This is a genomic window from Xenorhabdus cabanillasii, from assembly GCF_003386665.1.
Classification (GTDB): Bacteria; Pseudomonadota; Gammaproteobacteria; order Enterobacterales; family Enterobacteriaceae; genus Xenorhabdus; species Xenorhabdus cabanillasii.
Window position 1 is genome coordinate 2055708 of sequence record NZ_QTUB01000001.1, and the last position, 23913, is coordinate 2079620.

At 43.9% G+C, this 23913-nt stretch carries 22 protein-coding genes; 9 read left to right on the forward strand and 13 right to left on the reverse strand.

Annotation, left to right across the window (positions count from 1 at the left end; all coding sequences use genetic code 11):
* Nucleotides 1-95: 95 nt before the first annotated feature.
* The 3 genes from BDD26_RS09845 to BDD26_RS09855 all read left to right on the forward strand — a co-directional run bounded on the left by BDD26_RS09845 (nucleotide 96) and on the right by BDD26_RS09855 (nucleotide 1244).
* Nucleotides 96-434, forward strand: a complete 339-nt coding sequence (locus BDD26_RS09845; RefSeq protein WP_115826442.1) for a SymE family type I addiction module toxin — start codon at nucleotides 96-98, stop codon at nucleotides 432-434.
* Nucleotides 435-661: 227 nt separating this feature from the next.
* Nucleotides 662-958: a type II toxin-antitoxin system RelE/ParE family toxin gene (locus BDD26_RS09850; RefSeq protein WP_115826443.1), complete on the forward strand. Its 297-nt coding sequence runs from the start codon at nucleotides 662-664 to the stop codon at nucleotides 956-958.
* A gap of 1 nt (nucleotide 959) precedes the next feature.
* On the forward strand, nucleotides 960-1244 hold the full coding sequence (locus BDD26_RS09855) for an addiction module antidote protein (RefSeq protein WP_115826444.1): 285 nt from the start codon (nucleotides 960-962) through the stop codon (nucleotides 1242-1244).
* A gap of 82 nt (nucleotides 1245-1326) precedes the next feature.
* On the opposite strand, the gene BDD26_RS09860 is transcribed toward BDD26_RS09855, so the two are convergent.
* From BDD26_RS09860 to BDD26_RS09900, 9 genes are all read right to left on the reverse strand, one after another.
* Entirely contained in the window at nucleotides 1327-1710 is a 384-nt protein-coding gene (locus tag BDD26_RS09860; protein WP_115826445.1) for a transposase, read from the reverse strand.
* A 90-nt stretch (nucleotides 1711-1800) separates the two neighbouring features.
* The gene (locus tag BDD26_RS09865) at nucleotides 1801-2064 is read right to left on the reverse strand and encodes a hypothetical protein (RefSeq protein ID WP_115826446.1); all 264 of its coding nucleotides are present in this window, start codon (nucleotides 2062-2064) and stop codon (nucleotides 1801-1803) included.
* Nucleotides 2065-2426: 362 nt separating this feature from the next.
* Nucleotides 2427-2741, reverse strand: coding sequence for a hypothetical protein (locus BDD26_RS09870; RefSeq protein WP_012987834.1), 315 nt, complete (start codon nucleotides 2739-2741; stop codon nucleotides 2427-2429).
* Nucleotides 2742-2888: 147 nt separating this feature from the next.
* The gene (locus BDD26_RS09875; protein ID WP_012987835.1) at nucleotides 2889-3311 is read right to left on the reverse strand and encodes a hypothetical protein; all 423 of its coding nucleotides are present in this window, start codon (nucleotides 3309-3311) and stop codon (nucleotides 2889-2891) included.
* Complete coding sequence (locus BDD26_RS09880; protein ID WP_244922709.1) at nucleotides 3308-7855, reverse strand: RHS repeat-associated core domain-containing protein; 4548 nt, start codon at nucleotides 7853-7855, stop codon at nucleotides 3308-3310. Before BDD26_RS09880 ends, BDD26_RS09875 begins: the two co-directional genes overlap by 4 nt.
* Before the next feature lie 11 nt (nucleotides 7856-7866).
* Complete coding sequence (locus BDD26_RS09885; protein ID WP_012987839.1) at nucleotides 7867-8223, reverse strand: DUF4150 domain-containing protein; 357 nt, start codon at nucleotides 8221-8223, stop codon at nucleotides 7867-7869.
* A complete protein-coding gene (locus tag BDD26_RS09890) occupies nucleotides 8216-9433 on the reverse strand; it encodes a DUF2169 family type VI secretion system accessory protein (RefSeq protein ID WP_115826447.1) in 1218 nt (405 codons plus the stop codon). The genes BDD26_RS09885 and BDD26_RS09890 overlap by 8 nt, the downstream gene beginning before the upstream one ends.
* Nucleotides 9434-9448: 15 nt before the next feature.
* Nucleotides 9449-11335 (reverse strand): type VI secretion system Vgr family protein, encoded by a 1887-nt coding sequence (locus BDD26_RS09895; protein ID WP_244922803.1) that lies wholly within the window; start codon nucleotides 11333-11335, stop codon nucleotides 9449-9451.
* A 990-nt stretch (nucleotides 11336-12325) separates the two neighbouring features.
* Nucleotides 12326-13441 carry a tyrosine-type recombinase/integrase gene (locus BDD26_RS09900; protein ID WP_244922804.1) on the reverse strand — a complete coding sequence of 372 codons (1116 nt, stop codon included), beginning with the start codon at nucleotides 13439-13441 and terminating at the stop codon, nucleotides 12326-12328.
* A gap of 469 nt (nucleotides 13442-13910) precedes the next feature.
* On the opposite strand from BDD26_RS09900, the gene BDD26_RS09910 reads away from it, so the two are divergent.
* Nucleotides 13911-15125: a tyrosine-type recombinase/integrase gene (locus BDD26_RS09910; protein WP_115826450.1), complete on the forward strand. Its 1215-nt coding sequence runs from the start codon at nucleotides 13911-13913 to the stop codon at nucleotides 15123-15125.
* Between the two features lie 145 nt (nucleotides 15126-15270).
* Here the strand turns inward: BDD26_RS09910 and BDD26_RS09915 are convergent, their stop codons facing one another.
* Nucleotides 15271-16254: an IS30 family transposase gene (locus tag BDD26_RS09915; protein ID WP_115825593.1), complete on the reverse strand. Its 984-nt coding sequence runs from the start codon at nucleotides 16252-16254 to the stop codon at nucleotides 15271-15273.
* Nucleotides 16255-16436: 182 nt separating this feature from the next.
* On the opposite strand from BDD26_RS09915, the gene BDD26_RS09920 reads away from it, so the two are divergent.
* Nucleotides 16437-16649: a helix-turn-helix transcriptional regulator gene (locus BDD26_RS09920; RefSeq protein ID WP_115826451.1), complete on the forward strand. Its 213-nt coding sequence runs from the start codon at nucleotides 16437-16439 to the stop codon at nucleotides 16647-16649.
* Between the two features lie 264 nt (nucleotides 16650-16913).
* Here BDD26_RS09920 and BDD26_RS20130 read toward each other — a convergent pair whose 3' ends face one another.
* A complete protein-coding gene (locus BDD26_RS20130) occupies nucleotides 16914-17105 on the reverse strand; it encodes a hypothetical protein (RefSeq protein WP_071827930.1) in 192 nt (63 codons plus the stop codon).
* A gap of 233 nt (nucleotides 17106-17338) precedes the next feature.
* On the opposite strand from BDD26_RS20130, the gene BDD26_RS09935 reads away from it, so the two are divergent.
* The 3 genes from BDD26_RS09935 to BDD26_RS09945 all read left to right on the forward strand — a co-directional run bounded on the left by BDD26_RS09935 (nucleotide 17339) and on the right by BDD26_RS09945 (nucleotide 21238).
* Complete coding sequence (locus tag BDD26_RS09935) at nucleotides 17339-17698, forward strand: hypothetical protein (protein ID WP_115826453.1); 360 nt, start codon at nucleotides 17339-17341, stop codon at nucleotides 17696-17698.
* A 96-nt stretch (nucleotides 17699-17794) separates the two neighbouring features.
* A complete protein-coding gene (locus tag BDD26_RS09940; protein ID WP_425330439.1) occupies nucleotides 17795-20134 on the forward strand; it encodes a primase-like DNA-binding domain-containing protein in 2340 nt (779 codons plus the stop codon).
* A 624-nt stretch (nucleotides 20135-20758) separates the two neighbouring features.
* On the forward strand, nucleotides 20759-21238 hold the full coding sequence (locus BDD26_RS09945) for an Hcp family type VI secretion system effector (protein ID WP_038265489.1): 480 nt from the start codon (nucleotides 20759-20761) through the stop codon (nucleotides 21236-21238).
* On the opposite strand, the gene BDD26_RS09950 is transcribed toward BDD26_RS09945, so the two are convergent.
* Both BDD26_RS09950 and BDD26_RS09955 read right to left on the reverse strand, forming a co-directional pair.
* Entirely contained in the window at nucleotides 21235-21651 is a 417-nt protein-coding gene (locus BDD26_RS09950; RefSeq protein WP_038219546.1) for a hypothetical protein, read from the reverse strand. The genes BDD26_RS09945 and BDD26_RS09950 overlap by 4 nt on opposite strands.
* Nucleotides 21644-22330: a hypothetical protein gene (locus BDD26_RS09955; protein WP_013185488.1), complete on the reverse strand. Its 687-nt coding sequence runs from the start codon at nucleotides 22328-22330 to the stop codon at nucleotides 21644-21646. Before BDD26_RS09955 ends, BDD26_RS09950 begins: the two co-directional genes overlap by 8 nt.
* A 418-nt stretch (nucleotides 22331-22748) precedes the next feature.
* Between BDD26_RS09955 and BDD26_RS09960 the strand changes: the two genes are divergently transcribed.
* Nucleotides 22749-23900, forward strand: a complete 1152-nt coding sequence (locus BDD26_RS09960) for a phage major capsid protein (RefSeq protein ID WP_115826455.1) — start codon at nucleotides 22749-22751, stop codon at nucleotides 23898-23900.
* The last annotated feature ends 13 nt before the right edge of the window (nucleotides 23901-23913 follow it).

Genomic DNA, 23913 nt, shown 5'->3' on the forward strand with positions numbered 1-23913 from the left:
GCCTGTGTGGGGGGAACTTTGTGCTTAAAGGGCAAAATTTTTCTTTTGCGAAGCAACTCGCATTTTATTTGACTGATTAAACAAAGAAGGAACCGATGAAACTTCATTTTTCGACTGATAATGCAGCACTACCGGAATGTGTCTTAAGCGGTGAAGATATGCAACAGATGGGCTTTACGCCGAAGACCCTGTTTCATATCCAGCAATATGACAACGGGTTGATGCTAACACTGACTGAGCCTGATCAGGTTCCTCTGCCTCAGATGGCGGAAAATGATCCCTATCAGGGCATTGATTGGGTGCGTGATAATGGTGAACTGTATCTGGCAGGTGATTGGTTAACGGAAACCGGTTTGTTGGATAAACCCGTTCAGATTGCTTTTGGCTATGGCAAAATTATGTTAATGACCGAAGCGGATTTTAGCCCCGTCTGAGCCGTGTATACGCAATGGATTTCAAGTTGCATCGCGGCGGCAAGGGAGAAAGTCCCCAGGAGCATAGACAACTATGTGACTGGGGCAAACGAACGTAGCCAACAAAGAGGCAGTTTGAAAGGCGAAGTGTATAATACGTTTTTATTGCTGGTGGCTTTAGTGTGTTAACTATGGTTGACACACCGTGTTATTTACCTACAATAATGATATTGCTTCAGGAGGGAAGCATGATAACCATTGAAAGGACGCAATATTTTGAAAAATGGTTAAAATCCTTAAAAGACCGAGTAGCAAAAGCCAAAATCTTAATCCGGGTTGAAAGAATGGAAGAGGGCAATTTTGGCGATGTTGAACCTGTGGGAGGCGGGGTATCGGAACTCAGAATACATTACGGGCAAGGCTATCGTGTCTACTTTACTAACAAAAATAATGAAATCATATTATTACTCTGTGGCGGGGATAAAAGCAGCCAGCAGGCAGATATAAAGAAAGCCAAACAACTCGCGAAAGAATGGGGATTTTAAAATGAAATCAGCACCAAAAAAATTTGATGTTGTGGAGTTTTTAGAAACGGAAGAAGATATTCAGGCCTACTTAAATGCCGCTATCGAAGAAAACGATACAAAATATTTATTTAAAGCGTTAGGTAATATTGCCAGAAGAAAAAATATCAGCCAACTCTCTAAAGAATCGGGAATAAGCCGAGAAGGGATATACAAGGCGTTATCCGGTGAAGGCAACCCATCGTTTAATACAGTATACAAAATTTCAAAAGCGCTGGGTTTAAAACTCCATTTTACGGGGGATTAAATTCGTTTTTCAACATAAATCAGTTCGCTATTGATAAATTACATCATGAAGATGTAATTTATCTTTCTTTTAACAAGGTCATTCAATAAACAAACCGCGAAGTCCGATTGTTGTTTTCCTCCTCTATCAACTCTTTCATAATTGAACAGAAACTGAGGTTTTCGGGAACATAGACAATGCTATTGTATTCCTTTGGTTTTAACTCCATTGAAAACATGTCCTGACCATTTTCCAATAACCGTAGTTTATCCAGTTTTTCAAGTTGAAAAAGAAGAAGGTCATCGGCTGTTTTGATGATCATCTTCTCCACACAGGATTTTCCTTTGGCTGACCCCGTATAATAAAGTTCACGTATCGGTTTATATTCTTCGGGTAAATCATCACTCAACGGACACAGTAAATAGCTGCGCATCTCTTCTCTTTTTTTGATCATCTTGTCATAAATATATTGATATACCGTTATCATGTTATTCCTTTTTTGATTGTCGAAGTGAGTATGTTTCCTTTATGGCTATAACATTAAGCCGGAAGATCACGGGGATCTTTCCGGCCAAAATTATTTTCTTAAATAATCATCAACGTCTTTTCCAACTTCATCAAGATAATTGAGCATTGGATTCATATAATCATTATACATTTCGACATACATTCTTGCGGAACTTCGTATGTCATTGTACTTTAAGCTATTATTGATTATTTTTTCTTTTGTTTTTATGAACAAATTTATTATTGATTGCAACTGATTTTTATTATTTCTTTTTTCTTCCTCCAATAAATCTATTGCTTTCACTATCTTTATAAGTAACTGTTCTTTATTCATATATCAAATTCCCCTTACTTCAAAAACCTTACATCTTTTACCCAACTCATTGGATAACCTAATGGTAAGACTATCTGATCAGCTCCACCGTCTAATCTGGTTCCTGATTTGGTAAACTGTTCTTTAACCATTGGCGACTCGGTCACAGTCAAAATCATGGAGGGCTGTTTAGTACTCATCCCCGACAGCGACGAGACGAACAGCCTCAAACAACAATACCAGCGCCAGCGCGAGCAAATCAGTGAAATTAAGCTGCGGATGCGAGAGCTGATTGGTGACTATAAAAGCAACTAAGAGCAAGGGAGTGAGCAGCTCTTAACAGAACAAAGCCGGAAGATCACTGAGATCTTTCCGATTCTGTATTAATTAAACGTATCATTGATATCGTTTTTTATTTTATCTAATGCTTTATTGGCTTTAAGTCGTTCATTAAAATCATCCCGCCAAATAAAGTATTCAGAAAAACCACCATAACCTCCGAACATAGATCCATATGCACGGCGAGCATCTTCAATAGCAGATTGTGCATCGTTTGTACCCCCATATGTTGGGGGCGTCAGCAGTGTAATAACGTTCTCAATGCCCTTTATCCAATTTCCTCCACCATTAACACGCATAATTTCCCATAGTGAAAGGAAAAGGACTCTTAACTTTTTTGATTGTTCAATAGAGTCCATACATTACCTCAAAGGCCAATCTTCTAATACTTTGACACCATCTATTTTCCAAGGTTTAAACTCAGTATATGGGAACTGATTGGGGCTATTATAAAAAGCCGGAAGATCATGTGGATTTTTCCGGCTTTTCGTGTTTAATTTAACCAATTATTGTTGTTTATATGAAATGATGATGTATGACATACCCGATTTATTATCATCCACAGACTCAATATTTCCCCATAGGAAAAATAGTTTCTCTGATGAACCAAATAATGATTTTAATAAATCATCATTAATCAATTTGTTCCTCATCTGGTTTTCGTTGGTAAATACATTGATTTTATTCTCTTTTTCCTTATTAAATGGAAGTAATTTAATAAAATCAATAATCCCATCTTGGAAAACAACGTTGATAATATAATTTTTATCTAAAAAGAGAATGTCATCTATTGAGTAGCTGACTCTACCTTCAAAGTCATACATTTTTTTAGGATTAAGATCTAATGTTAGGGTTAGAAAGTCATCCAATGTAATTAATGGATTTATTATTATTCCATTTAGACTTATATCACCATTAAAATATATCATTTTATCAATTTCACCGAGTATAAAGGTTCTAGAATTCCCTCATAATTTTTAATAACAATTTGAGGTAATCCTCCGGCTCCATGTTGAGGATTAGCCCTAACTATGCCAAATGCAGCTGGTGTATCTTCTAGAACTCGATAAGCCGTCATACCGGGTCTATATCCAAATTGTGGATGAGGCATTACTTGTAAGCCTTTAAATACACCTTCTTGAGAAAATCCACTTCTTTCTATAGCACTAACTGTAGTATAAAAATTACCTTGTCCCGGAGCTCCAGCCATTAATATTGTATCTTTTTTTACCGTAATATCTTTAAAGCGATCAACACCGGGGTACTCTCCCTGCCCTTGCCAACTTCTAGCAAATTCTGATGGTGACTGAATAGATGCTGCTTTGACTTCAGATGTTGAAGATAATCCGTAAGGATCGACGAATTTCGAAGGATTGTGGACATATCCATATGGATTCACACCACCCGCTAAATTCAGGGGATCGGGCAATATATACTGCGCGGTCTCCGGTGAATAATAACGAAAACGGTTATAATATAACCCGCTCTCTTCGTCCTCAAATTGCCCCATGAACCTGAAATTGCACCTAACGTGGTAATCCGGGTCATTCGAGGCAATCACCTGCGATTTCTCGGCTTTTCCCCATGTTGTCAGCCGCTGTGCCCAGACCAGTACCCCTTCCTCAGACAACATCTCGCGTGGTGTACCCTGATGGTCACTGACAATATAGTGTAGCTTGCCTTTTTCAAAGCGGGCTGATGGTATTAATGATCCGGGTTCATATAGCCAACGGATACGCTGATCTTCCACTGGTGTGCCATCGGCGTAAATCGGCGTTTCTTCGATAAGCTGGTCGCCGCTCCACAGGTAATCCTGCCCCATGATGGCATCGGCTCTGGGTGTTAAATCCGGTTTGCCAGCCAGCCACAACTGTAAATTAGCTGCGGCCAGTTTGCCATCGTGAACTTTCAGCTTACGGACTCGCCGCCCAAACGCATCGTAGCGATAATGCCAACGCGAGCCGTCGGGGGTTTCGCAGTGAGTCAGCTGGTTTTGAGTGTCCCAGCGGTAGCGCCAGATTTGCGGACGGAAGCCGTCACGGTGTTCGGTTTTTTCTACCAGACGGCCATTGTCATCGTAAGCGTAGCGGATATCCCCTTGCTGTACCACTCGTCCGGCTTTCTGGTGCTGGGTAATTTGCTCCATCGCGCCATAGGCATCAACCGGCAGATGTTGGTTTAGATTGCCGTTGGCATCATAGCTAAATTGCTCTTCATGCGGACGCGTACCCTCGAACAGGGTATGAAGGATTTGGTCGTTGGCATTGTAATGGTAGCGGGTTTGTCCCCAGCGGCTGTCATCAATCACGCGCACATTGTGAGCACGGTCATATTGCCAGCTCCGGTTGATGGCAGAGGCTTGCGGAGGAAAATGTGGGTCATTTTGTGCCAGCGTTTCCCTGAAAAACTGGGTGGCCTGCCCCGCCGACTGATGTGCCAGCAAGCCAGTCGCGGTGTAGCGACTGGCAAGGATAAACCCGTTGGCGCTTTCCCGCACCGTTTCCCGTCCTAAAGCATCATGCTGGAAGGTTAGTGGTGAATGCTGGTTAAGCTGAAAGTGATTCAAACTCCCCGACAGGTTATAACCGAAGTGCAGGGTATTGCCCTCCACACTTTCACTGACAGGACGCCCGGTCAGGTTATCCCATTGGCGGGTGATTTCCCGACCATTGATACGCTCACAAGTCGGCAGGCCCGTGGTTTTGTCATACTCATACTCGACGATAGCATCCGCATTGGTGGCTTTAACCAGTTGATGCCGTTTGTTGTATTCGTAAGTAGTGGTGTCTTTTAGCACCAGTTGGTTTTCTTCTGGCTGCCAGCTTTCCTGTCGGACCAGTAGACCCGCAGCGGAATAGTGCCAGCGCAGTTGCTGGCCGTCAGGATATTGGGTCAGTGTACGGCGTCCCAGTTTATCGTACTGATACGCCAGTGTTCGCCCGGTAAAATCGGTTTCCCGGATAATCTGACCTGCGACATCCCGCTCATAGCGGTAAGTTTCACCCGTGGAGGCAGTGACTGAATTCAGGCGGGTCAGACGGTCATAGCCAAAACGTAGGATGGTGCCATCCGGTCGGGTAACCTGGTTGAGCAGATCAAAAGCGCCGTATTGATAGCGGGTTGTGCGGCCTTCCCCGTCAGTGACGGCTACCACACGCCGTTCACTGTCATATTTCAGTTGCTGGATAACACCATCCGGCAATTCAACTTCAGTCAGGCTGCCGTTAAGGCTGGCATGATCATCGCTATAGCGGTAGTGGGTCTGCTGTTTGAGCGCATCGGTGAATTGACGCAAACGCCCCAGTGCATCCAGTTGCAGGCCGGTAGTTTCGCCATCCGGTGTCATCACGGCGGCCAGCCGTTGTTTCTCGTCATAGGCATAGTGCCATTGGCGGCCATCCGGTAACAGACGCTGGCGCAATTCGCCATGCGTGCCGTACTGGTATTCTTCCTGATGACCAAGTGGGTTGGTCAGTGCAGTCAGGTTGCCCTGCTCATCATAGTGAAATTGCCAACGTTCGCCGGTCGGCAGCACACTTTCGATAAGCTGTCCATGCTCGTTATAACCGTAAGCAAAGGTATCGCCGGTTGGCAATTTCACTTCGGTCAATGCACCGTCAGGGTTGTAATCAAAGGCAGTCATCTGCCCCATCGGGTTGCTTTCCCACATCAGCAGGCTGTGACGCCACTGACGGCGGGTAATGCGCCCCAGTGGATCAACTTCCCGTATCACCAATCCGTTCGGGTCGTAGTGGTAGTGGGTTTCACCCCCTTCGCCATCCAGATAGGTGGTAATGCGGGCGTTGTCATCATAGCGGAAACGGTCATGCCAGTAGCCGCTGGGAGAGGTGGTGCTGAGTACCCGACCGCGCTCGTCATAGGTTATCGTCAGGTCAGTCTGGTCGGTATCATGCCAGCGGATCATCCGCCCCTGCACATCATATTCATGCCACAGGTGGTTGTGCTGGAAAGCATCACACTCGTTCAGATAGCCCTGTGAATCATATTGACAGGTCAACAGACATTGCTCAGCAGGCTGACCTTCGCGGTTTTCCTGCATCGTGATCGTGTTAAGCCGGCCGTCCAGATAATGCAGGCTTAACCGCAGGCCGTCATTGCGAGTGACTGCCGTCAGTTGCGACTGCTTATCGTAGATAAAATCAATCCGGTTCTGACGCCGGTCAGTGATAGCAGACAATTTTCGTGTGTTGCCTGAAATCGGGCTGAAATGGTACGTCAACTGGGCGCGGCGGTCGGTCAGGCACAGTTCGCCGGTCAGTTCTCCCGTCAGCAGGCAATGGGGAAGATTACGGTTACGGGACAAGACCCGGTTATCCGGTGTGGCATAGTCGTAGATAACGCCATCGGTATGGGTATAGTGCACTTCCCCCTGACTGATAACCAGTTTCAGTGACCAGTCATCCGCCCATTTGGCACCAAACAAACCGTGTAAATCCGCCGTGGAGCGGTAGGTTCGGCTGAGGTTTATTGGCAACAATCCCGGGATGGCTAGTACCGGCCAGACTTGCAGGAAGTCGCCGGTGGCCATATCGACCGGATCGCCCTCTGTACTGGACAGTTCGTTGTCATTGCCCTTTTTTTTGCCGGATGAGGTGGCGTTATCGACAGGCTTTTCTGTTGTGGGTTTGACTTCCGTTTTCGGGGATGTCGCGGGTCTTTCTTTGACTATGCCACCCGCGGCAGAGGGGGCAGGTTTGGCATTTTTAGTCGCCTGCATCCCAGCTTTTGCAATTTCCTCTGCTTTACGGATTTGTGCCGCTAGTGCACTGGCTTCTGTGGGTGCTTTAGTCGCTGGGCCTGCAGCCCCCATGCCTTTTACCGGGGTGAATAACATGGCAATTTCAGCGGTTGTGCCGCCAATACGTTGTCCGGGTGTGTCCAGTGTCATCTTGTACTCGTCAAGATTAAACTGTTTGGCATTCGTGCGGCCGGCATCGGCGACTTCGCCTATCACTTTAGCCTGTTTTTCGGTGTCAGGGTTGCCAAATACTTTCCCCCAGAAAGCTAACGAACGGGCCGATTCGTCCGCTTCACGAGCTGAGTTCAGCATTCCGCCCTTAATGGCCATTTCGCCCAGCCCCACGGCGGTATTACTGACGGTTTTGGCAATGCCTTTCTGCTGTTCAATCGGATTCCATCCGCTTACGGTTGACAGGTCTTGTTTTGTTTCTTTGGCTTTGTCTACGGCAGCGTTTCCTAACGCTTTTCCCATCGTTTTCAGCGCTTCCCATGCACTAATTTCGGGTTTGCTTTCCGGTATCACCACCGGATTCGCCTCATGGGGCGGACTCGCCCCCTGCGGTGCCTGACCGATGATTTTACCCAGCGTGTTGCCCTCACCAGTTGGGCTGTCACTGCGTGGTTTTGATGGTAAGGCCGTATTGGGTTGTGGAGGAATGTGTTCGCCCGTTTCTGACGAGACGTCCTCTCGGTTAGATTTATCTTCTGACATGGTTTCCTTCCTTATGCTCCATTCATCCAGAATTCATCCCCGTGGCGCAGTACCAGTTTATTGCCGGCCCGGACGGTTTTTGTATGCGCTTTGGGATGGCATTTCGCCCCCACCGTGCCACTCTTAATCCCGTTGGCCACGCCCGGCTGGTCGCCGAGAGTTGTCGGCACAAAGCTCTGGGCAAATACCACTACGGGTTGGCCATTGGCGCGTACCGATTTCACGGGGGCGTCACTGCCTGCCAGTTTCGCAATGACCGGATACGGGATCGGCGGTGTTGACGCGCCCATCGGGGTTTTGCACACGTCGGGCAACATGCCAATGATCAGCCATTCACCTGCGGTGCGGGCGATGTAATTATCAGCCATCCGTTTTCTCCTCTTCCAGTGGTGCCAGATTGAGCAAGGGGGCATCCGGGTTGATTTCAAACCGGGTTTCAGCCACTCGCACGGGCAGTGAGGCTTTGAAACTCAGTCGGCAGGTCATGTGCAGCGTCCTTGCCTCGCTGTTGATAATTAACGTATCCATACGCATCGGCACGGGCAGTAATATGCCGTTGTGCATTCGCAGCAGAACAAACGGACGGTGTCCCGGCAGATTGACGTGCAGTTCACCATCAGGCGTCAGGCCGCTTAACGTGATGGCAATATCCGTGTCCGGCCAGTCAATTTGCTGGTCTGTTGGTGCGCCGTTCCAGTAGCCAAAGTCAAAATCTTTTGGCAGGTAAGGATGTCGATGTGCCAGCCAGTCGGCATCGTAAGTGCCGGCCAGCTGGCGGCGGGGCAGCCACGGACGGCCGATAAAGCCCATGCCCTGCGGCTGGCAGGCCGGCGTATCAGGCGCCAACGTACCACTCAATTGAGCGGTAAAATGCTGCACGGTGAACGGGGCATCCGGTCGGGTAATACGGGGTGCAGGGTAACGGGTAAGTTGTTTGGCCTGCGCATACCACGGCGTGATAAATCCCATACCCAGCGGATTGGTTTCACAGACGGCGTGAGCAACCGGCGCTTTTTCTCCGTCAGGGTGTTGCTGGCGCTGTTCCGATGTCAGCCGATCGCTTTCCTTAAGCTGTGCAACTGTTTTATCATCCGCCTGAATTTTGCATTCGCCCCCAAAGGCGTAGCGATAATCCAGCGGCAGTGTTGAAAACGGTTTCGGGTCGGTCAGTTGCCACTGACCGCCAGCATCACGAATAAATTCCCGTTCACCGGTTACGGTCAGGGTTTTGTCGAGCAGGGTCTGACCCTGCTTGCTCTTAATCTGCAACTGAACAGGAAATGCAGTGCAAGGCCGGTTATCTGGCGCATAAGCCGTACCGTTGACAATCACGTCACAGCGCGGTTTAAACGGGGCAAGGTCACTTTCCTGCAACACCTGTGAGGCATTCATCAGCCCACGGTATTCATCCTGTAAACACAGCGGTGGTGCGGGAAGAAGTTCAGCACTGTATTCTCCCTGTCCGGCAGGCAGGAGCTGGTAGCCGATTTTCATCACGGCTACGTGGTGCTCCACATCTTCCACATCCAGCATGGAATAGTTCATCACCGCAAAGGGGGTCAGGTTACGAAATTCCATCTCAGTTTGTCCTCCTTAGTTCAGGTCGATGTCTTTACCTGTGATTTGCACCGGACCACTGGCCTCAAACTTGAACTCACTGCCCTTAAGGGTGATTTTTCCGCTGCTGTCCATGCGCAGGACACTTGCACCACATTTCAGCTCAATCACATCACCGGTCGTGATGGAAAGGGTATGGGTGATGGTTTCTGCCTTGTGCGCCCCGACCTCGATAATGTAGTTTTTGCCGGTGATCAGTTTGCGCACTTCTTTCACCGTTTCCGTGCTGTTGAGCGTGACCGTTTCCTCTTTGTTCTCATAGATTTTGATGGTTTGGTTTTTCTCCACAGTCTCGGTGTGGTTGGCGATCACATGGGTATCGCGGTTGTTGAGCACCTTGGTGTACATGTCTTTCTGCGCGTGCAGTGACAGCAGTTCGCTGCCCTTGGCATCTTCAAACAACAGTTCGTTATAACCCTGTCCCTTATGCGTTTTGGAGCGGAACGCCATCTGGGTTTTAGTACCCGGCAAAGCCCCCGGCGGGATATTGCTGGCATGGTAAGTCCGTCCGGTCACTATTGGTTGGTCAGGATCGCCGTGCAGAAAATCCACCACCACTTCCTGCCCGATACGGGGGATGGCCAGCATTCCCCAGCCCTGACCGGCCCAAGGCTGACTGACCCGTATCCAGCAGGAGCTTTGGTCATCGCTCTTACCGTATCGGTCCCACGGGAATTGCAGACGTACACGTCCATACTGGTCACAGAAGATTTCTTCGCCGGCCGGGCCGACCACCTTAGCAATTTGTGGGCCATCCATCACCGGTTTGGGCAGCGGTGCCGGACGCCAGTTCTGGTTCTGGCGGATAAAGTAGAAGTGACTGTGCAGCGTGGTGCCTGCGCCGCCGGTTGCTGTCTCCAGAGCACCCGGCTGGCTGCCGCTGTGGCTGGTGGATACGGTTTGCCATGACTGATTCAGGTCTATCCGGGGATGGTTGCCAAGGATAAACAGTTTGCCCGGTTGCAGGGCTATCGCATTGCCGCTGCCCTGTCCCATGACGGCATCGCTGCGCAATGCTTCCAGCCGGTAGCGGGTAAAATCTTTGCCATGGGCTTCGTCTTTGAAACGACCGGGGTAGTCGTAGTGCTCGTAGTACAGTTGTTGCAGGTTTTCATCCCGCATCTGCTGGTGGAATTCTGCCGGCCACGCGGGGTTCTTGAAGGTGTAATCTTTCAGCTGCACCTGCGCGGGTCGCACCTGTGCGCTGTAGGTCAGGCTGCTGATGGCAGGTTCACCCAGAGTGCTGGCTTCTCCGGGCTGATAAGGGATCATCATGCCCGGCGGCACAGAACCGCAGTCGTCGGCAAAGACCAGCGTGTTGCGTCCGTTACTGCATTCGAAGAAGTAGAAAATGCCTTCTTCTGCTGTTAACCGTTGCAGGAAAGCAAAGTCACTTTCCTGATACTGCACGCAGAATTCCCGTGCCGGATGAGGATGGCGCAGGCTGAAGATTACATCACGGATATTGTGCTCTTTCAGAATGGTCGTAATGATGTTGGCGATATCCTGCTGCTGGAAAATGCGCGAGTTCTGTCTCAGGGTAGTGCGCCACAGGTCAGGCCGGATAATCATCTGGTAAGTGGTCTGGTGCAATCCGGTGTTACCCTGCTCAAAGCGGGCAACAATCCCCGTGATGCTGCGTTGTTCGATACCGTTTTGCAGAATGGTCAGCGTAGCGGTGCGATCCAGTACGGCTGGAAAGTCGATAGCCGGGTCGGCACTCGCCAGTCCCACACTCAGGCTGAACGGCTGGGAAAAACTTTCGTTCAGGGTGAAATCAGTCACCACAAACGTCTGCGGCAGTAAGCCACCTGCGGTCAGGGTAAATTGCAGGCCACTCGGGTCACGCCCGCCCATCAGCATCTGGCCGACTTTTTCCAGCGCTTTGGTGGCTGAATTCTGTCCCCCGGCTGAGCGTTCTGCCAGCCCCTTTCCACCGGTAAAACCGCCACCCGGGATTAAGCCCGCCGTGCCTGACATACTGCTGCCTATCCCGCCGGCATAACCGCCACCCGGAATTAAACCTGCTGCGCCTGACATTCCGCCGCCTAATTTACCGGCAACCTGTTTTACTTTCTGAACAGTCTCTTTCCCTTGCTTCAATTTATTGATGTTCTTCTTTATTGACATAGTGTGTCTCCCTGAGGTGATGGAACGTTATGTGATAGGCATCCCACCTGATAGCAACGCAGGCCATAACATTCGGGTACAAGATTTAAATCTAACTCACATGGTCTCCGACAAATGGGTTAATTCAGGACGCAATATATTGTTTTTCGATAATTTGAAAGGACGCTGTGTCCGAATATATCGGCGGATTTGTGATAAATAAAATAGGGGAGATAATAAATAACGAAGGCGTACAAACCAAATTAAATCAAGTGAAATAAAAAAGGTCATCCGACAATCACAGTGTGAAAAGTTAAAATGTTTGCCGTTGAAAAATAATATTCTTAGGTGGCGCATGTGGTTAGTGTATTTGACCACTTAACGTTTATCCATAAATGGTGCTTTTTTACGTAACGTGATGAGATAAAAATAGAAAAACAGAGAATGGCTTTGAAAAAATCATGATCATTTTTATTTTATGAGTTTGATCACAAAAAAGATAATTTTTAATAATGATATTTTTAATTTTTCTGATAAAAAGCGTAACAAGGAATGATATCTTTGTGTTGGATATATAAATTATAGCTATTAATTCAAATGAAAGTAAATATTGGATGAGTTAAATGTCAAATGGAAATAGACAAATTAATATTTGGCGTATTTAGCAATACAAAGATTAAATCTAATCAAAATAACTCAACGTTGTTAGACAACTGCCCGTATTTTAAAAGGCAGTTGTTTGCCTTATAGTGATAATAATTTACTTTCCCATTGCGTTATAATTTCTCTCTTTTCTTTCAGATAATCGTAGCGATCGTAGTGTTTAGTTGAGACACCGGGTTTTTTATGGTTTTGCAATCTATCTCTCATCTCAGAACTGATCCCCATCTCTCCTGCAAGGGTCTTAAAGGTTCGTCTGATATCCCTTGGTGTAAACTTCTCAAAATCATAGCGAGCGCAAAATTTTTGGATCTGTTTGGCATATTCAGCTGTGAGTAAATGGCCTTCTTTAGTATTTCCGGGAAATAGGAATTCTGAGTCTGGATATTGTTTGGCCTGGTATTCTAATATTTCAGTTGCAGATTCACACAAGGGAATGACGTGGTAATCACCGTTTTTTGAAATATGAGGCGGCACTGTCAGCGTGTTATTCTTTTTATCCCAGTTATCTTTTGTATTGGTCATTATTTCCCAGGGGCGTTGTCCAGCGGTGAAAATGCAAAGCAATATTAACCGGCCATAATCCGGGTGAATTGGGAATACTGTCGACGAAATACGGAATAGTTTTAGAATTTCTTTCATTTCATCCCATGATAAAAATCTATCCAACGCTTTATCTGCCCCTTCTTGGCGTGGAACGATAGTCACGGGGTTTCGGTCAAGACCATAAATAACTTTCTCGTTCAGTTTGGCTGGATCATTGTCCGCGAATAAACCGAAGTTAAATACAACATGGAGATTGGCACGCACCTTGTTTGAGCCGGCAACAGCACCACGTGAGATAAATTCAGCCAATACTCTTTTAATGTGGTCTGGGATAATATCTTTTGCGGGCGTATTTCTATCAATGTGCTGGCTATCTAATACCTGATTCAGTCTGTATTGAGTTTTATCATAAGATCTCTTGCCACGGCGTTTCTGGTCGGCAATATAGTCACTGAATAGCTGTTCAATTGTGGCGTGATTTATGATGGTTTTTTCTGGAGCTGAAACATTAACGGCAGCATCTCGTGATTTAGATAATGCTTCTGCCAAAGAAAGAACAGGAAAGTCACCTAGGTTAATGAACTTCTCTTTCCCATCCTTAAAATAACGATAAACAAAAACCTTTCTCCCCGATGGGTATGTTTTGACACCCAGCCTGCCAGTTCCTCGTGTTGCTGATGCTTGCCATGTATAATAGGCTGAGTTTTTTTGGTTTTAAGCCTCGAATTTTACTGTCAGTCAATAAGGTGCTAGCCATTGGAAATATCCTTCATAACAGGTCAAGTAGCGGGTCAAGTTATGATGAAATGATATGCAACTATATGAAACTGCGCAACCCATAAAATCCATTTAAATCAAAGTGATGAAACCTTATGAAATTATAAGAAATCGTGTGAAATCAATTGTTTTTGCCCTTCTAAGCCGTAGGTCACAGGTTCGAATCCTGTAGGGCGTACCACCCATTCATATCTTAACGTCTTCCAAAGTCCATAAAACCCCAATAAATACGCAGTATTAGCCTTTTTCCGTTCTTCTGTAGTCCAGTCAGATATGTTGAAATCCATAGATCTCTGGGGGCATAATAGGGGGCATTGTTAGGTTCAATCAAAATGGATGCCCCCACATGAAGTTGACCGCCAGACAGATAGACACCGCGAAGCCCAAAGACAAATCGTATAAACTCTCCGATGGTGGGGGCATGTACTTAGAAATTTTTCCGAATGGTTCCAAATGTTGGCGATTAAAATATCGCTTTGCGGGTAAAGAGAAGCGATTGGCATTTGGCACTTACCCTACCGTAACCTTGGCAGAAGCCAGAAACAAAAGGGAAGACGCCAAGAAAATATTGGCAAATGGCGATGATCCGGGGCTGGTTAAAAGACAGGAAAAAAGAGAAAAAGCTCTCATCGTAAGTAACAGCTTTGAAAAAATCGCCCTTGAGTGGCACGCCTATAAGGTTCCTAACTGGTCAAAGGGATATGCAGAAGACCTTTTAGAAGGTTTCACAAAAGATATTTTTCCTTTCATTGGCAAACTCGCCATCACTGATATCAAGCCATTAGACATGCTCACCGTCCTGCGCAAAATGGAACAGCGTGGCGTTCTCGATAAGCTGAAAAAGATCAGACAGGCATGTAACCAAGTTTTCAGATATGCAATTGTCACGGGAAGAGCGGAATATAATCCAGCGGCGGAACTGGCTGGCGCATTAGCAACACCGAAAGCCAAGCATTTCCCACATCTGAATGTCGATGAATTACCAGCATTCCTACAAGCATTGTCCCTCTATAGCGGAAGTAAAATTACTCAAATTGCAACGAAGTTACTTCTGCTTACCGGATTGAGAACAATAGAGCTGCGCGCCTCTACTTGGGCAGAAATTAATTTCGATAAAGCAATTTGGGAAATCCCTCAAGAGCGTATGAAAATGCGTCGGCCTCATATTGTTCCCCTTTCTGAACAGGCTTTGATCTTACTAAAAGAGCTGGAAGCAATCACAGGCCGATTTAACTTTGCTTTTCATGGTAGGAATGATGCAAGTAAGCCAATGAGTGAAGCCGCCATTAATCAGGTTCTTAAACGCATTGGTTATGCTGGTCGGGCAACAGGCCACGGCTTTCGACACACCATGAGCACTATCTTACATGAACAAGGTTATAACACTGCATGGATTGAAACACAGCTTGCTCACGTTGATAAGAACAGTATTCGAGGAACTTACAATCACGCCCAATATTTGGATGGTCGTAGGGAAATGCTGCAATGGTATGCCGACTATATGGATGCACTCGAACAAGACGACAATGTAGTACATGGAGAATTTAAGAAACGAGCTTGATTTAATTATCTTAGAATAATAATCTTCGGTTAACATGTAACTATTTATGGTTTTGTATTAATCATAAATAGTTATTATTGCAAATGGTAAGACATAATACATTCTTTGTATGAAACAAATTACTATTGTCACTTGGATTCACATATTAAGCGCAACACCGTAATGAGCGAAGTAATTGAGTGGGTACTCCTTTAAATAACTCATTCGGTGTTTTGTAATCTCGTGTTTTACGAGGACGATTATTTAATCGGTTTGCCACAAGGTTAATCTCCCGCTCTGATACCTTATTAAAATCGGTTCCTTTTGGGAAGTAATCTCTAATTAATCCATTTATGTTCTCATTTATCCCTCTTTCCCAAGGGGAATGCGGGTGAGCAAAATAAATTCTTGCCTCTAAATTTTTACTGATCCGCTCGTGTTCGGCAAATTCGAGGCCATTGTCAAAGGTAATTGTTTTAACTTTATGTTTTATCAGTGATAAGTGTCTTGTTGCCGCTTTGGCGACCCCTTCTGCTGTTTTATCTTCAAGTTTAATAATAATAGTAAATAATGATTTTCGTTCAACGAGTGTCAATAATGCACTTTTATGATCTTGGCCAACGATAGTATCGCCTTCCCAATCACCAATACGCTGCTTTTTATCAACAAATTTTGGGCGTTTATCAATGCTGACTCTATTTTTAATTTTGCCTCTGCGCTCATAATTTCCATAGCGTTTACGATACGGTTTTTTCGCCATTCTGAGATGTTGCCATAAATCACCACCATTCTTTTTATCTTTATAAATCAATCGATAAATCGTCTCATGATGTAAAGATATTTTGGCTTCCCGTTTAAGATAACCCACAATCTGTTCGGGACTTAAATCTTGCCAAATTAACTGTTTGATCCACATTTCTATCTCTGGATTCACTTTGACTGCTTTTATAGCAAAATGCCGGCGTGCTACGGCCTTAAACTGAGCCTGTTCAGGAGAATATTTCTTTGCTTCCCGATTTCGTCTCAATTCCCGGCTAATCGTTGAGGGGCTTCGATTGAGTGACTTTGAAATCGCCCGTTGTGAAAAACCCGCTTCTTTCAGGCTAGAAATCTGATATCTTTCTGTTTCGGTCAGTTGTGTATAGGTCATAGCGCATTTTCCTTTGGCGAGAAAGATGCCTACTATAGCAACTGACCGCCTTTCTCAGAAATTGCACTTATTATGCGAATCCAAGTCATGTAATGAATTAATTTTACAACTTCGGTTTAATTATCCCTGTTCTAATAACGTCCAAAAAGAACCAATATGGACAAGCTAACAGGGGAAAGTATATGTCAGAAACTATCACATCTAAAGAAAGTCTTATCCGCTTACCAGAAGTGCAACGCAGAACGGGTTATAGCAAGGCATGGATTTACAAACTGATTGAGGAAGATAAATTTCCGAAACAAGTCAAAATTGGTACTCGCTCAATAGCTTTTATTGAATCAGAAATTGATAGCTGGATAGCTCAACGTATTGCTGAATCTCGCAATGGAATATAATTAAAAAATCAATATCACCAATTTGTTCTAAGAGAAAAATATTATTTCAGCATAGATTGAAATATATAAAATTATGATAAAGAAAAACATGGTTAATAATCGTGATGGGGTTTTGTACGCTGAAAATAATGAATATTATATTTCCACTAACTATATAGATATTGATTGGTTCAAAAAAGAAAAGGATAACATGGGAAATGCTATCCTTGTTTTATTTAATGGTATAAATCAGTTTATTGCCTTGAATAATGCGATTTTCTTAGTTCAGCCTTTTGGATCTATACCTAATCGTTCTAATTCCTTACGCCCTAAAGTTTTAAGCCAGTTAGCTAAGCTCATTCCTGATTTTTGGGCTGCATCTTCAAATTGTTCTTTTAGTTCGGGAGTTATACGCATTCTAAATTGTGGGGATTGCCCATCACCTTTTGGGCTTTTATCTCGCTTTATCGTTGACAAGTGGTCACCTATTGCATTAGCCTTATCGATATTAGGTGGTCACCTTAACATGGTAAAACCTATAAAATCAACGCCCCCGCACAGTGCTACCAACACTGAACGAGGGCTAACCACCCACGATAACTACAATATCGAGGTAGCTATGTTTCAATATACCTTTCTAACTGGAAAGGGCAAAGCCCGTTTACCTAAATTCTTCCCTATGTACCTTATCTCCACTCTGGAGGTAAGCCATGTTTAAGATCATTATCACCATCACAAATCAGCATACTGGCGAGATAAAAAAAGAATCAATCCGTTATAAATACAAGACATTGCGCGGTGCGGAGAAAGCCGCCATGCGTATTCGCCATTCTTACATACCAGATGATAAATCTATCGACGTTGAAATAGTCAGAGTATACGAACGCCGATCACCTATTTCACTTTCTCAGGCCATGCACAATACGGGGCTGGCAACTTCTTTATTTGGCGTAATTCTCGAAAAGGCCAAAGACGAATGTTCTATCGATTTAAATAATCTGATTGCGCTGGCCTGTGATATCAATCAAGAAGTTTATCATGCGCTTCAAGCGGCTGTTTATGAGGAGTAAACCATGAGTCAATCATCATCACATGGATATAAAACTCATAAAAACAGCTCGGCAAGCCGCCCGATAGACGTTATCCGAACAGTGAAACAATCCGCTATGAATCACTGGCAAAGCCTGTTGCCAGCTTGTGGTGTGGATGTTCCCGCGAAGGGAAAGCATGGCGCTTGCCCGATATGCGGCGGTACTGACCGTTTTCACTTTATAGACGATAACCATCATGGCGACTGGCATTGTCGCCAGTGTGATCAGCCTAATCACGGCGATGGTCTGGATTTAGTGACAAGGGCTAAAGGTATCACTATTCTGGCAGCGGCTAAGCTGATTGCTGATGTGCTGGCAATGCCATTACCTGAACCCAAATTCAAACCAGTTAAAGAGCAGTCTCGAACAGTGAAACCCATTGCAGAACGGATCGCGGTGCTGGTGGCAAAATCGATAAGGGGAGAATCTCAGTATCTGGCGAAAAAGGGGCTGCAATGCCCCAACCAGCGGCTATTGCAAGATGGTTTTCTATTACTGGTGACTCAGACACTGGATGGCACTATCACCGGCGCTCAGACCATCAAGCCTAATGGTGAAAAGCGTCTTGTATCCGGTACGCAGAAGAAAGGGAGTGTTATTCCGGTATCTGAAATTACCGGAACGCCGGACACCATCATCATTACCGAAGGTTATGCGACAGCGCTGACTGTCAGTCAGCTACATAATGGTGTGGTATTAGCTGCCATTGATGAAAGTAATTTACTGAATGTTGCCGAATTGGTCAGAAAGCAATGGTCTGAATCGAAAATTATCCTTGCCGCCGATAATGATTGGCACTCACAAGGCGAACGGGACAAAAACGGCAAGCTCAAAAAGAATGTAGGCAAAATAGCGGCAGAAAAGACTGCTAAAGCGATTAATGGCTGGGTAACGTTACCGCTAACTGAATATAAAGCCGACTGGGATGATTATCGCCAGCATCACGGCATAGAGGCAGCAAGGCAGGCATTCAGCAACGGATTATATAAGGTTGGGGAGAAAAGACTCATGGAAGCAGAAGCAGTGGTAATCCACGAAGCAAAGCCCAAAAAGGCCAATAACAATCTGGCACAAATGGCAGCCAGTCAACGCGGGGCATTATTGGTTGAAAGTTACGGCAAAGTAGCTGTTAATCCTGATAGCGAAATGGTTTATCACTATAACGGCACAACATGGGAAACAGTGTCAGATAACGAGCTGCGTCGCGCAATGGTGGCAATCTTCGACCAGCACGACACCCCGTACAGCCCAAACGGGATCAATAACGCTATCTGTGCCATGAAATTACAAATTCCGGTCATTGGCGAACAGAGGTCGGATTTAATCGGGTTTTGTAATGGTGTGTATAATTTATCGACACAACAATTTACCCCGCACCAACCGGAACACTGGTTAATGAATCATAACGGCATTGAGTTTACCCAGCCTGCTATCGGTGAAAACTTGTCGGATCATGCTCCTGACTTTTATCGCTGGCTCTCCCATGCAGCGGGGCAGAATGAAAACAAGATGGATCGTATCAAAGCTGCCCTATTTATGATTCTGGCAAACCGTTATGATTGGCAGCTCTTTATTGAAGTCACCGGCGAAGGCGGCAGCGGTAAAAGCGTATTTACATATATCGCCACCTTACTGGCGGGAGAGCACAATACCGCCAGTGGCAATATGAGAGCGCTGGATGAAGCCAGAGGCCGTTATCAGTTTGTCGGCAAGAGCTTAATTACGCTGCCCGATCAGGTTAAATATGTGGGTGAAGGTGCAGGCATTAAGGCCATTACAGGCGGCGACCTGATTGAAGTTGACGGAAAATACGAGAAGCAGTTTTCTACCATCATCAAAGCCGTGGTATTAGCCACCAATAATGAACCCATGAGCTTTACCGAACGTAATGGCGGCATTGCACGGCGGCGGGTGATATTCCCGTTTAATATTCCGGTTAAAGAATCTGAGAAAGACCCACAGTTGCCGGAGAAAATCAGCCGGGAACTGCCGGTGATTATTCGCCACTTATTAACAGAATTTGCCGACCAGAATAAAGCTAAGAAACTGCTACAGGCACAACGCGATTCCAGCGAAGCATTAACGGTGAAATGTGGCTCTGATCCTCTCTATCGTTTCTGTGGTTATTTGGTGTCTGGGGAGGATACCGCCGGAATGAAAATGGGGAATAAAAATATCAGCCCACGCGCACCACGAATGTATCTGTATCACGCTTACCTGTCCTTTATGGAGGCTTACGGTTTTGAACGCCCGTTAACACTGACAAAATTTGGCGAGTCGATGCCGAAGATTATGCAGGAACATCGGAAGGATTATCAGAAAGTGAGAACTAAGAAAGGCTATTCTTATCATGTTGAGTTGTCGGAAGACGCGGAAGAATGGCTACCGTCAGTACCTGAACGTCGAGACGATTAAGTCTGCTACATAGAACTTTTGGATTTAGGTATACATACTATGCACCATTTTATATATGTAATTGTATTTAAGAGAAAATAAAGGATGTATAGTTATTTTTTAACTATGCATCTACTCTACATTCTCTACATCAGTTAAAAAATAAAGGGTGTATAGGGTACACAGTGGGTGAATATCGTATTAATTGTCACAAGCTCAGATGTAACAAGGCTTTCAGGGAATTGTGCATAGGGTGTAGAGTTGAGGGGGCGAAAAAGATTTTTAGGGGATATCTCTGGTAGGAAAACTAAATTTTCTAATTTAATGTGCTAATTTTTCTGTTTAAGGAAGCAATCAGTAGATAAAAATATCTTTATATTTTGATATGTATCAAATCATAATTCAAATTGGTAGATTAAGTGGTGGTTTTTAGAGACTGTCTAACAAAATATTTTTTATGTCAGGATTATCAACACCACTTAATTCAATGTATATTATTATCACTGCATCATAGTTTTTTAATTACCATGTAATAGTTTTTATCATTATTGTTTTTCTTTATGGTAAATTAGGAATATAGCTATTGACAGTAACGGAAAGATAAATAACTATATGTTTTATTTTGATAAATCAAAAGGAAACGAAATGGCTAATATGATTTACATGACCTTAAATGGTAAAAAACAAGGGTTGATATCAGCAGGTTGCTCAACTTATGATTCAATAGGTAATAAATACCAAGAGGAAAACAAGGATAAAATATTGGTTTACTCTATAGATCACGATATTAATAGAGAACAGAATGTCAATCATCATCCTATAGTAATAACAAAACCCATCGATAAATCATCTCCATTATTAGGGGTTTCAATATCAAACAATGAGCACTTAGATTGTTTACTGGAAATATATAGAAATAGTTCAGCAGGGGGATTGGAAAAATTTTATTCTATCAAGTTAACAAATGCCACGATAAAAAACATTTCCAGCCATTATCCCAATTCACTAAGCCACAATGATATGCAACCATATGAAAGCATAACAATTTCATATGATAGCATAACATGGACACATCACATCGCTGGCACATCAGGCTACAGTATAAGAGAAGAGAATGTATTTTAATTCTTCTCAACTAGAAACAAAATGGTACGGTCAGTATCATTTTGTTTTATCTGTATAAACAAATTTCCTTTACTCCAAGATTCGCTTCCATCTGTATTCCAATATGCATTTATATCTTTTATATAACCTAATTTTTTAATATAATTTATTAATTCCACTTTACGATTTGGATTTACATCTGAAAATAGAATTGAATTAGTCATTGGTTTTACACCATCTGGTGAGTCATAGGATATGATGTAATTATTTGAAATAATGGGTATTTCTTTTATTTCATCGAAGGTGAATAAATTATATCTAATAAAATCATTTTTTGTGTATGAAAAATTACTATTTACAAATAAAATGGGAATGGTAAAAGTTAGCCCTAAAAAAAACAGAGCGATAAATGTAATTTTAATAAACTTATTCAAGTTCAATCCCCACGTCTCTCACTGCATGTATGTTATATCCTGTTCTATCTTCAATATGTATCAGCAAATGACTCCTATCTATATCAGTGATCGGTGATATAGTATTAAGAAATGTAGGCAAAGAAGAATAGTATGGTCTGGCATTATTAGGGTATTTTTGGGGATCAGGAAACAATAAAGGTTTAAATATTTTATTTTTATACTTTCCTATAGCACCATAGTAATCCCACCTTTTTAGCGCATCTTCTTTACTTATAGGTTGAAGCTGAGTTAAATAATCAACTCCATTTATAGCCTGATAAAAGCCAAGTAGATTTGAAACCAAATCTTCACCGCTGTATCCACTATCTGTATACCAATTAAAAGGAAATGAATCTTGATGCGCTTCAAATAGATGAGTGGTATACATCATAATAGTAAGTGCAACTCTTTTTTTATCATGTAAAGATAAACCTCTTCTTACTTTCCATCTTGTTATTTTAGATGTGCCATATTTTAATCCAAGACCCATGTATTGTGTGTACTTAATGGTAAAGTATGGTTCTTTAGTATCATCGCCTGAATTTATAGCAGCCATTAACATTCTGGCATCGTTACCTTTTGAATGCCCAGTATCTACCCATCCTAATTTTTCGGTATAAACTAACCTTCCTTCTATTACATCACTTCTACTACTCATGGGAACTCCTGTAATTTAGTTAAATACACTATAAAATTTTAGATTATCTAATAGTATAGAAAATAATTAATAAACTACCTCATAGAAGCCTTCTAACAAAAAGTTACCACTTTGTTGTATTGCACTAAAAAATAGGTTTCTATAGCATGTGATTCTATAATTACATAGTAGATTAGTAAATCCCAATCTCACTTTTTAGTAAGGATATATGCTTATATAAAATCATGTTAGATTGAAAGCGTATAGCTTATCTTTTTTAAAAGTAATGTCAGAAATTAACTATATACCCATAATTAAAATTTAAACCGCTACTTTTATATTATTGTATACACCTCCAACATATTCATAATTCTTTCTTATTATTTTTCATAGTGTTAAAAATCATTTACTGAAAAAATAGATTAACTATAAAAACATCATGAAAAAACTACTCGAACTACGCCAACAAAAATCCGATTTAACCCATCAAATGCGTTCACTACTTACCAAGGCTGAAAACGAAAAGCGTTCACTCAATACTGATGAAGCTAAACAGTTCGACGAACTGCGCAGCCAATCCGATACATTGAATGCTGAAATCGCCCGCTATGAGTCTTTGGCTGATGAAGAACGCAGTCAGGTAAAGACCCAACCGACCAGCAAAAAACTCAGTAATGATGAACTGCGTCACTATGTTCTGACTAGCGAAACTCGTTTTTTATCTACGGGCGTTCCGTCTGAGGGTGGCTATACCGTTATTCCCGAACTGAATAAACAAATCATGCAGCAACTGACTGATGAGTCAGTCATGCGCCGGATCTGTACGGTAAAAATCACACGCAGCAACGAATATAAGCAATTGATTTCAGTCGGTGGCGCAGCCGTGGCACACGGAGAAGAAGGCAAGGCACGCAGTGAGACAACGACACCGAAGATGGAAGAAGTCAGTATAAAGCTGTTTCCTATCTACGCTTATCCCAAAACCACGCAAGAGATTATCGATTTTAGCGATGTGGATATCTTAGGCTGGCTGACCTCCGAGATTGCCGACACTTTTGTCGATACCGAAGAAACAGATCTGGTCAGTGGTGACGGTAGTAAAAAAGCGAAAGGCTTCTTGTCCTATCCCCGTGATATTAAAGCCGACAAGGTGCGTGCATTTGGCACATTGCAAAAGCTGGAAGTTGCCGCCCTTGAAGCAGATAGCCTGATTGACCTTAAGTTCCTGCTCAAGAACAAGTACCGCAAGAACGCCGTCTGGGTGATGAATTCCACAACTGCCGCCCAAGTACAAAAACTGAAAAACGGCAATGGCGATTATATCTGGCGGGAACGTTTACAGGCAGGTGATCCTGATATGCTGCTGGGCTTGCCTGTCCACTATCTCGAATTTATGCCGGAGGGTGTGATCGGTCTGGGTGACTTCAAACGTGGCTATTTTATCGTTGACCATGAAACCGGTATTCGTACCCGTCCTGACAATATCACCGAGCCGGGATTTTATAAGGTACACACTGATAAATATCTGGGCGGCGGGTTGGTGGATTCCAACGCAATTAAGGTACTGGAAGTGAAAGCATCCAGCAACTAAGTAGGAGGGGTAT

Bases quoted from the DNA above. Each gene is read 5' to 3' on its own strand.
- BDD26_RS09845 (WP_115826442.1), top strand. From the start codon at position 96: ATGAAACTTCATTTTTCGACTGATAATGCAGCACTACCGGAATGTGTC.
- BDD26_RS09850 (WP_115826443.1), top strand. From the start codon at position 662: ATGATAACCATTGAAAGGACGCAATATTTTGAAAAATGGTTAAAATCC.
- BDD26_RS09855 (WP_115826444.1), top strand. From the start codon at position 960: ATGAAATCAGCACCAAAAAAATTTGATGTTGTGGAGTTTTTAGAAACG.
- BDD26_RS09860 (WP_115826445.1), bottom strand. From the start codon at position 1,710: ATGATAACGGTATATCAATATATTTATGACAAGATGATCAAAAAAAGA.
- BDD26_RS09865 (WP_115826446.1), bottom strand. From the start codon at position 2,064: ATGAATAAAGAACAGTTACTTATAAAGATAGTGAAAGCAATAGATTTA.
- BDD26_RS09870 (WP_012987834.1), bottom strand. From the start codon at position 2,741: ATGGACTCTATTGAACAATCAAAAAAGTTAAGAGTCCTTTTCCTTTCA.
- BDD26_RS09875 (WP_012987835.1), bottom strand. From the start codon at position 3,311: ATGATATATTTTAATGGTGATATAAGTCTAAATGGAATAATAATAAAT.
- BDD26_RS09880 (WP_244922709.1), bottom strand. From the start codon at position 7,855: ATGTCAGAAGATAAATCTAACCGAGAGGACGTCTCGTCAGAAACGGGC.
- BDD26_RS09885 (WP_012987839.1), bottom strand. From the start codon at position 8,223: ATGGCTGATAATTACATCGCCCGCACCGCAGGTGAATGGCTGATCATT.
- BDD26_RS09890 (WP_115826447.1), bottom strand. From the start codon at position 9,433: ATGGAATTTCGTAACCTGACCCCCTTTGCGGTGATGAACTATTCCATG.
- BDD26_RS09895 (WP_244922803.1), bottom strand. From the start codon at position 11,335: ATGCTGATGGGCGGGCGTGACCCGAGTGGCCTGCAATTTACCCTGACC.
- BDD26_RS09910 (WP_115826450.1), top strand. From the start codon at position 13,911: ATGAAGTTGACCGCCAGACAGATAGACACCGCGAAGCCCAAAGACAAA.
- BDD26_RS09915 (WP_115825593.1), bottom strand. From the start codon at position 16,254: ATGACCTATACACAACTGACCGAAACAGAAAGATATCAGATTTCTAGC.
- BDD26_RS09920 (WP_115826451.1), top strand. From the start codon at position 16,437: ATGTCAGAAACTATCACATCTAAAGAAAGTCTTATCCGCTTACCAGAA.
- BDD26_RS09935 (WP_115826453.1), top strand. From the start codon at position 17,339: ATGTTTAAGATCATTATCACCATCACAAATCAGCATACTGGCGAGATA.
- BDD26_RS09940 (WP_425330439.1), top strand. From the start codon at position 17,795: ATGAATCACTGGCAAAGCCTGTTGCCAGCTTGTGGTGTGGATGTTCCC.
- BDD26_RS09945 (WP_038265489.1), top strand. From the start codon at position 20,759: ATGGCTAATATGATTTACATGACCTTAAATGGTAAAAAACAAGGGTTG.
- BDD26_RS09955 (WP_013185488.1), bottom strand. From the start codon at position 22,330: ATGAGTAGTAGAAGTGATGTAATAGAAGGAAGGTTAGTTTATACCGAA.
- BDD26_RS09960 (WP_115826455.1), top strand. From the start codon at position 22,749: ATGAAAAAACTACTCGAACTACGCCAACAAAAATCCGATTTAACCCAT.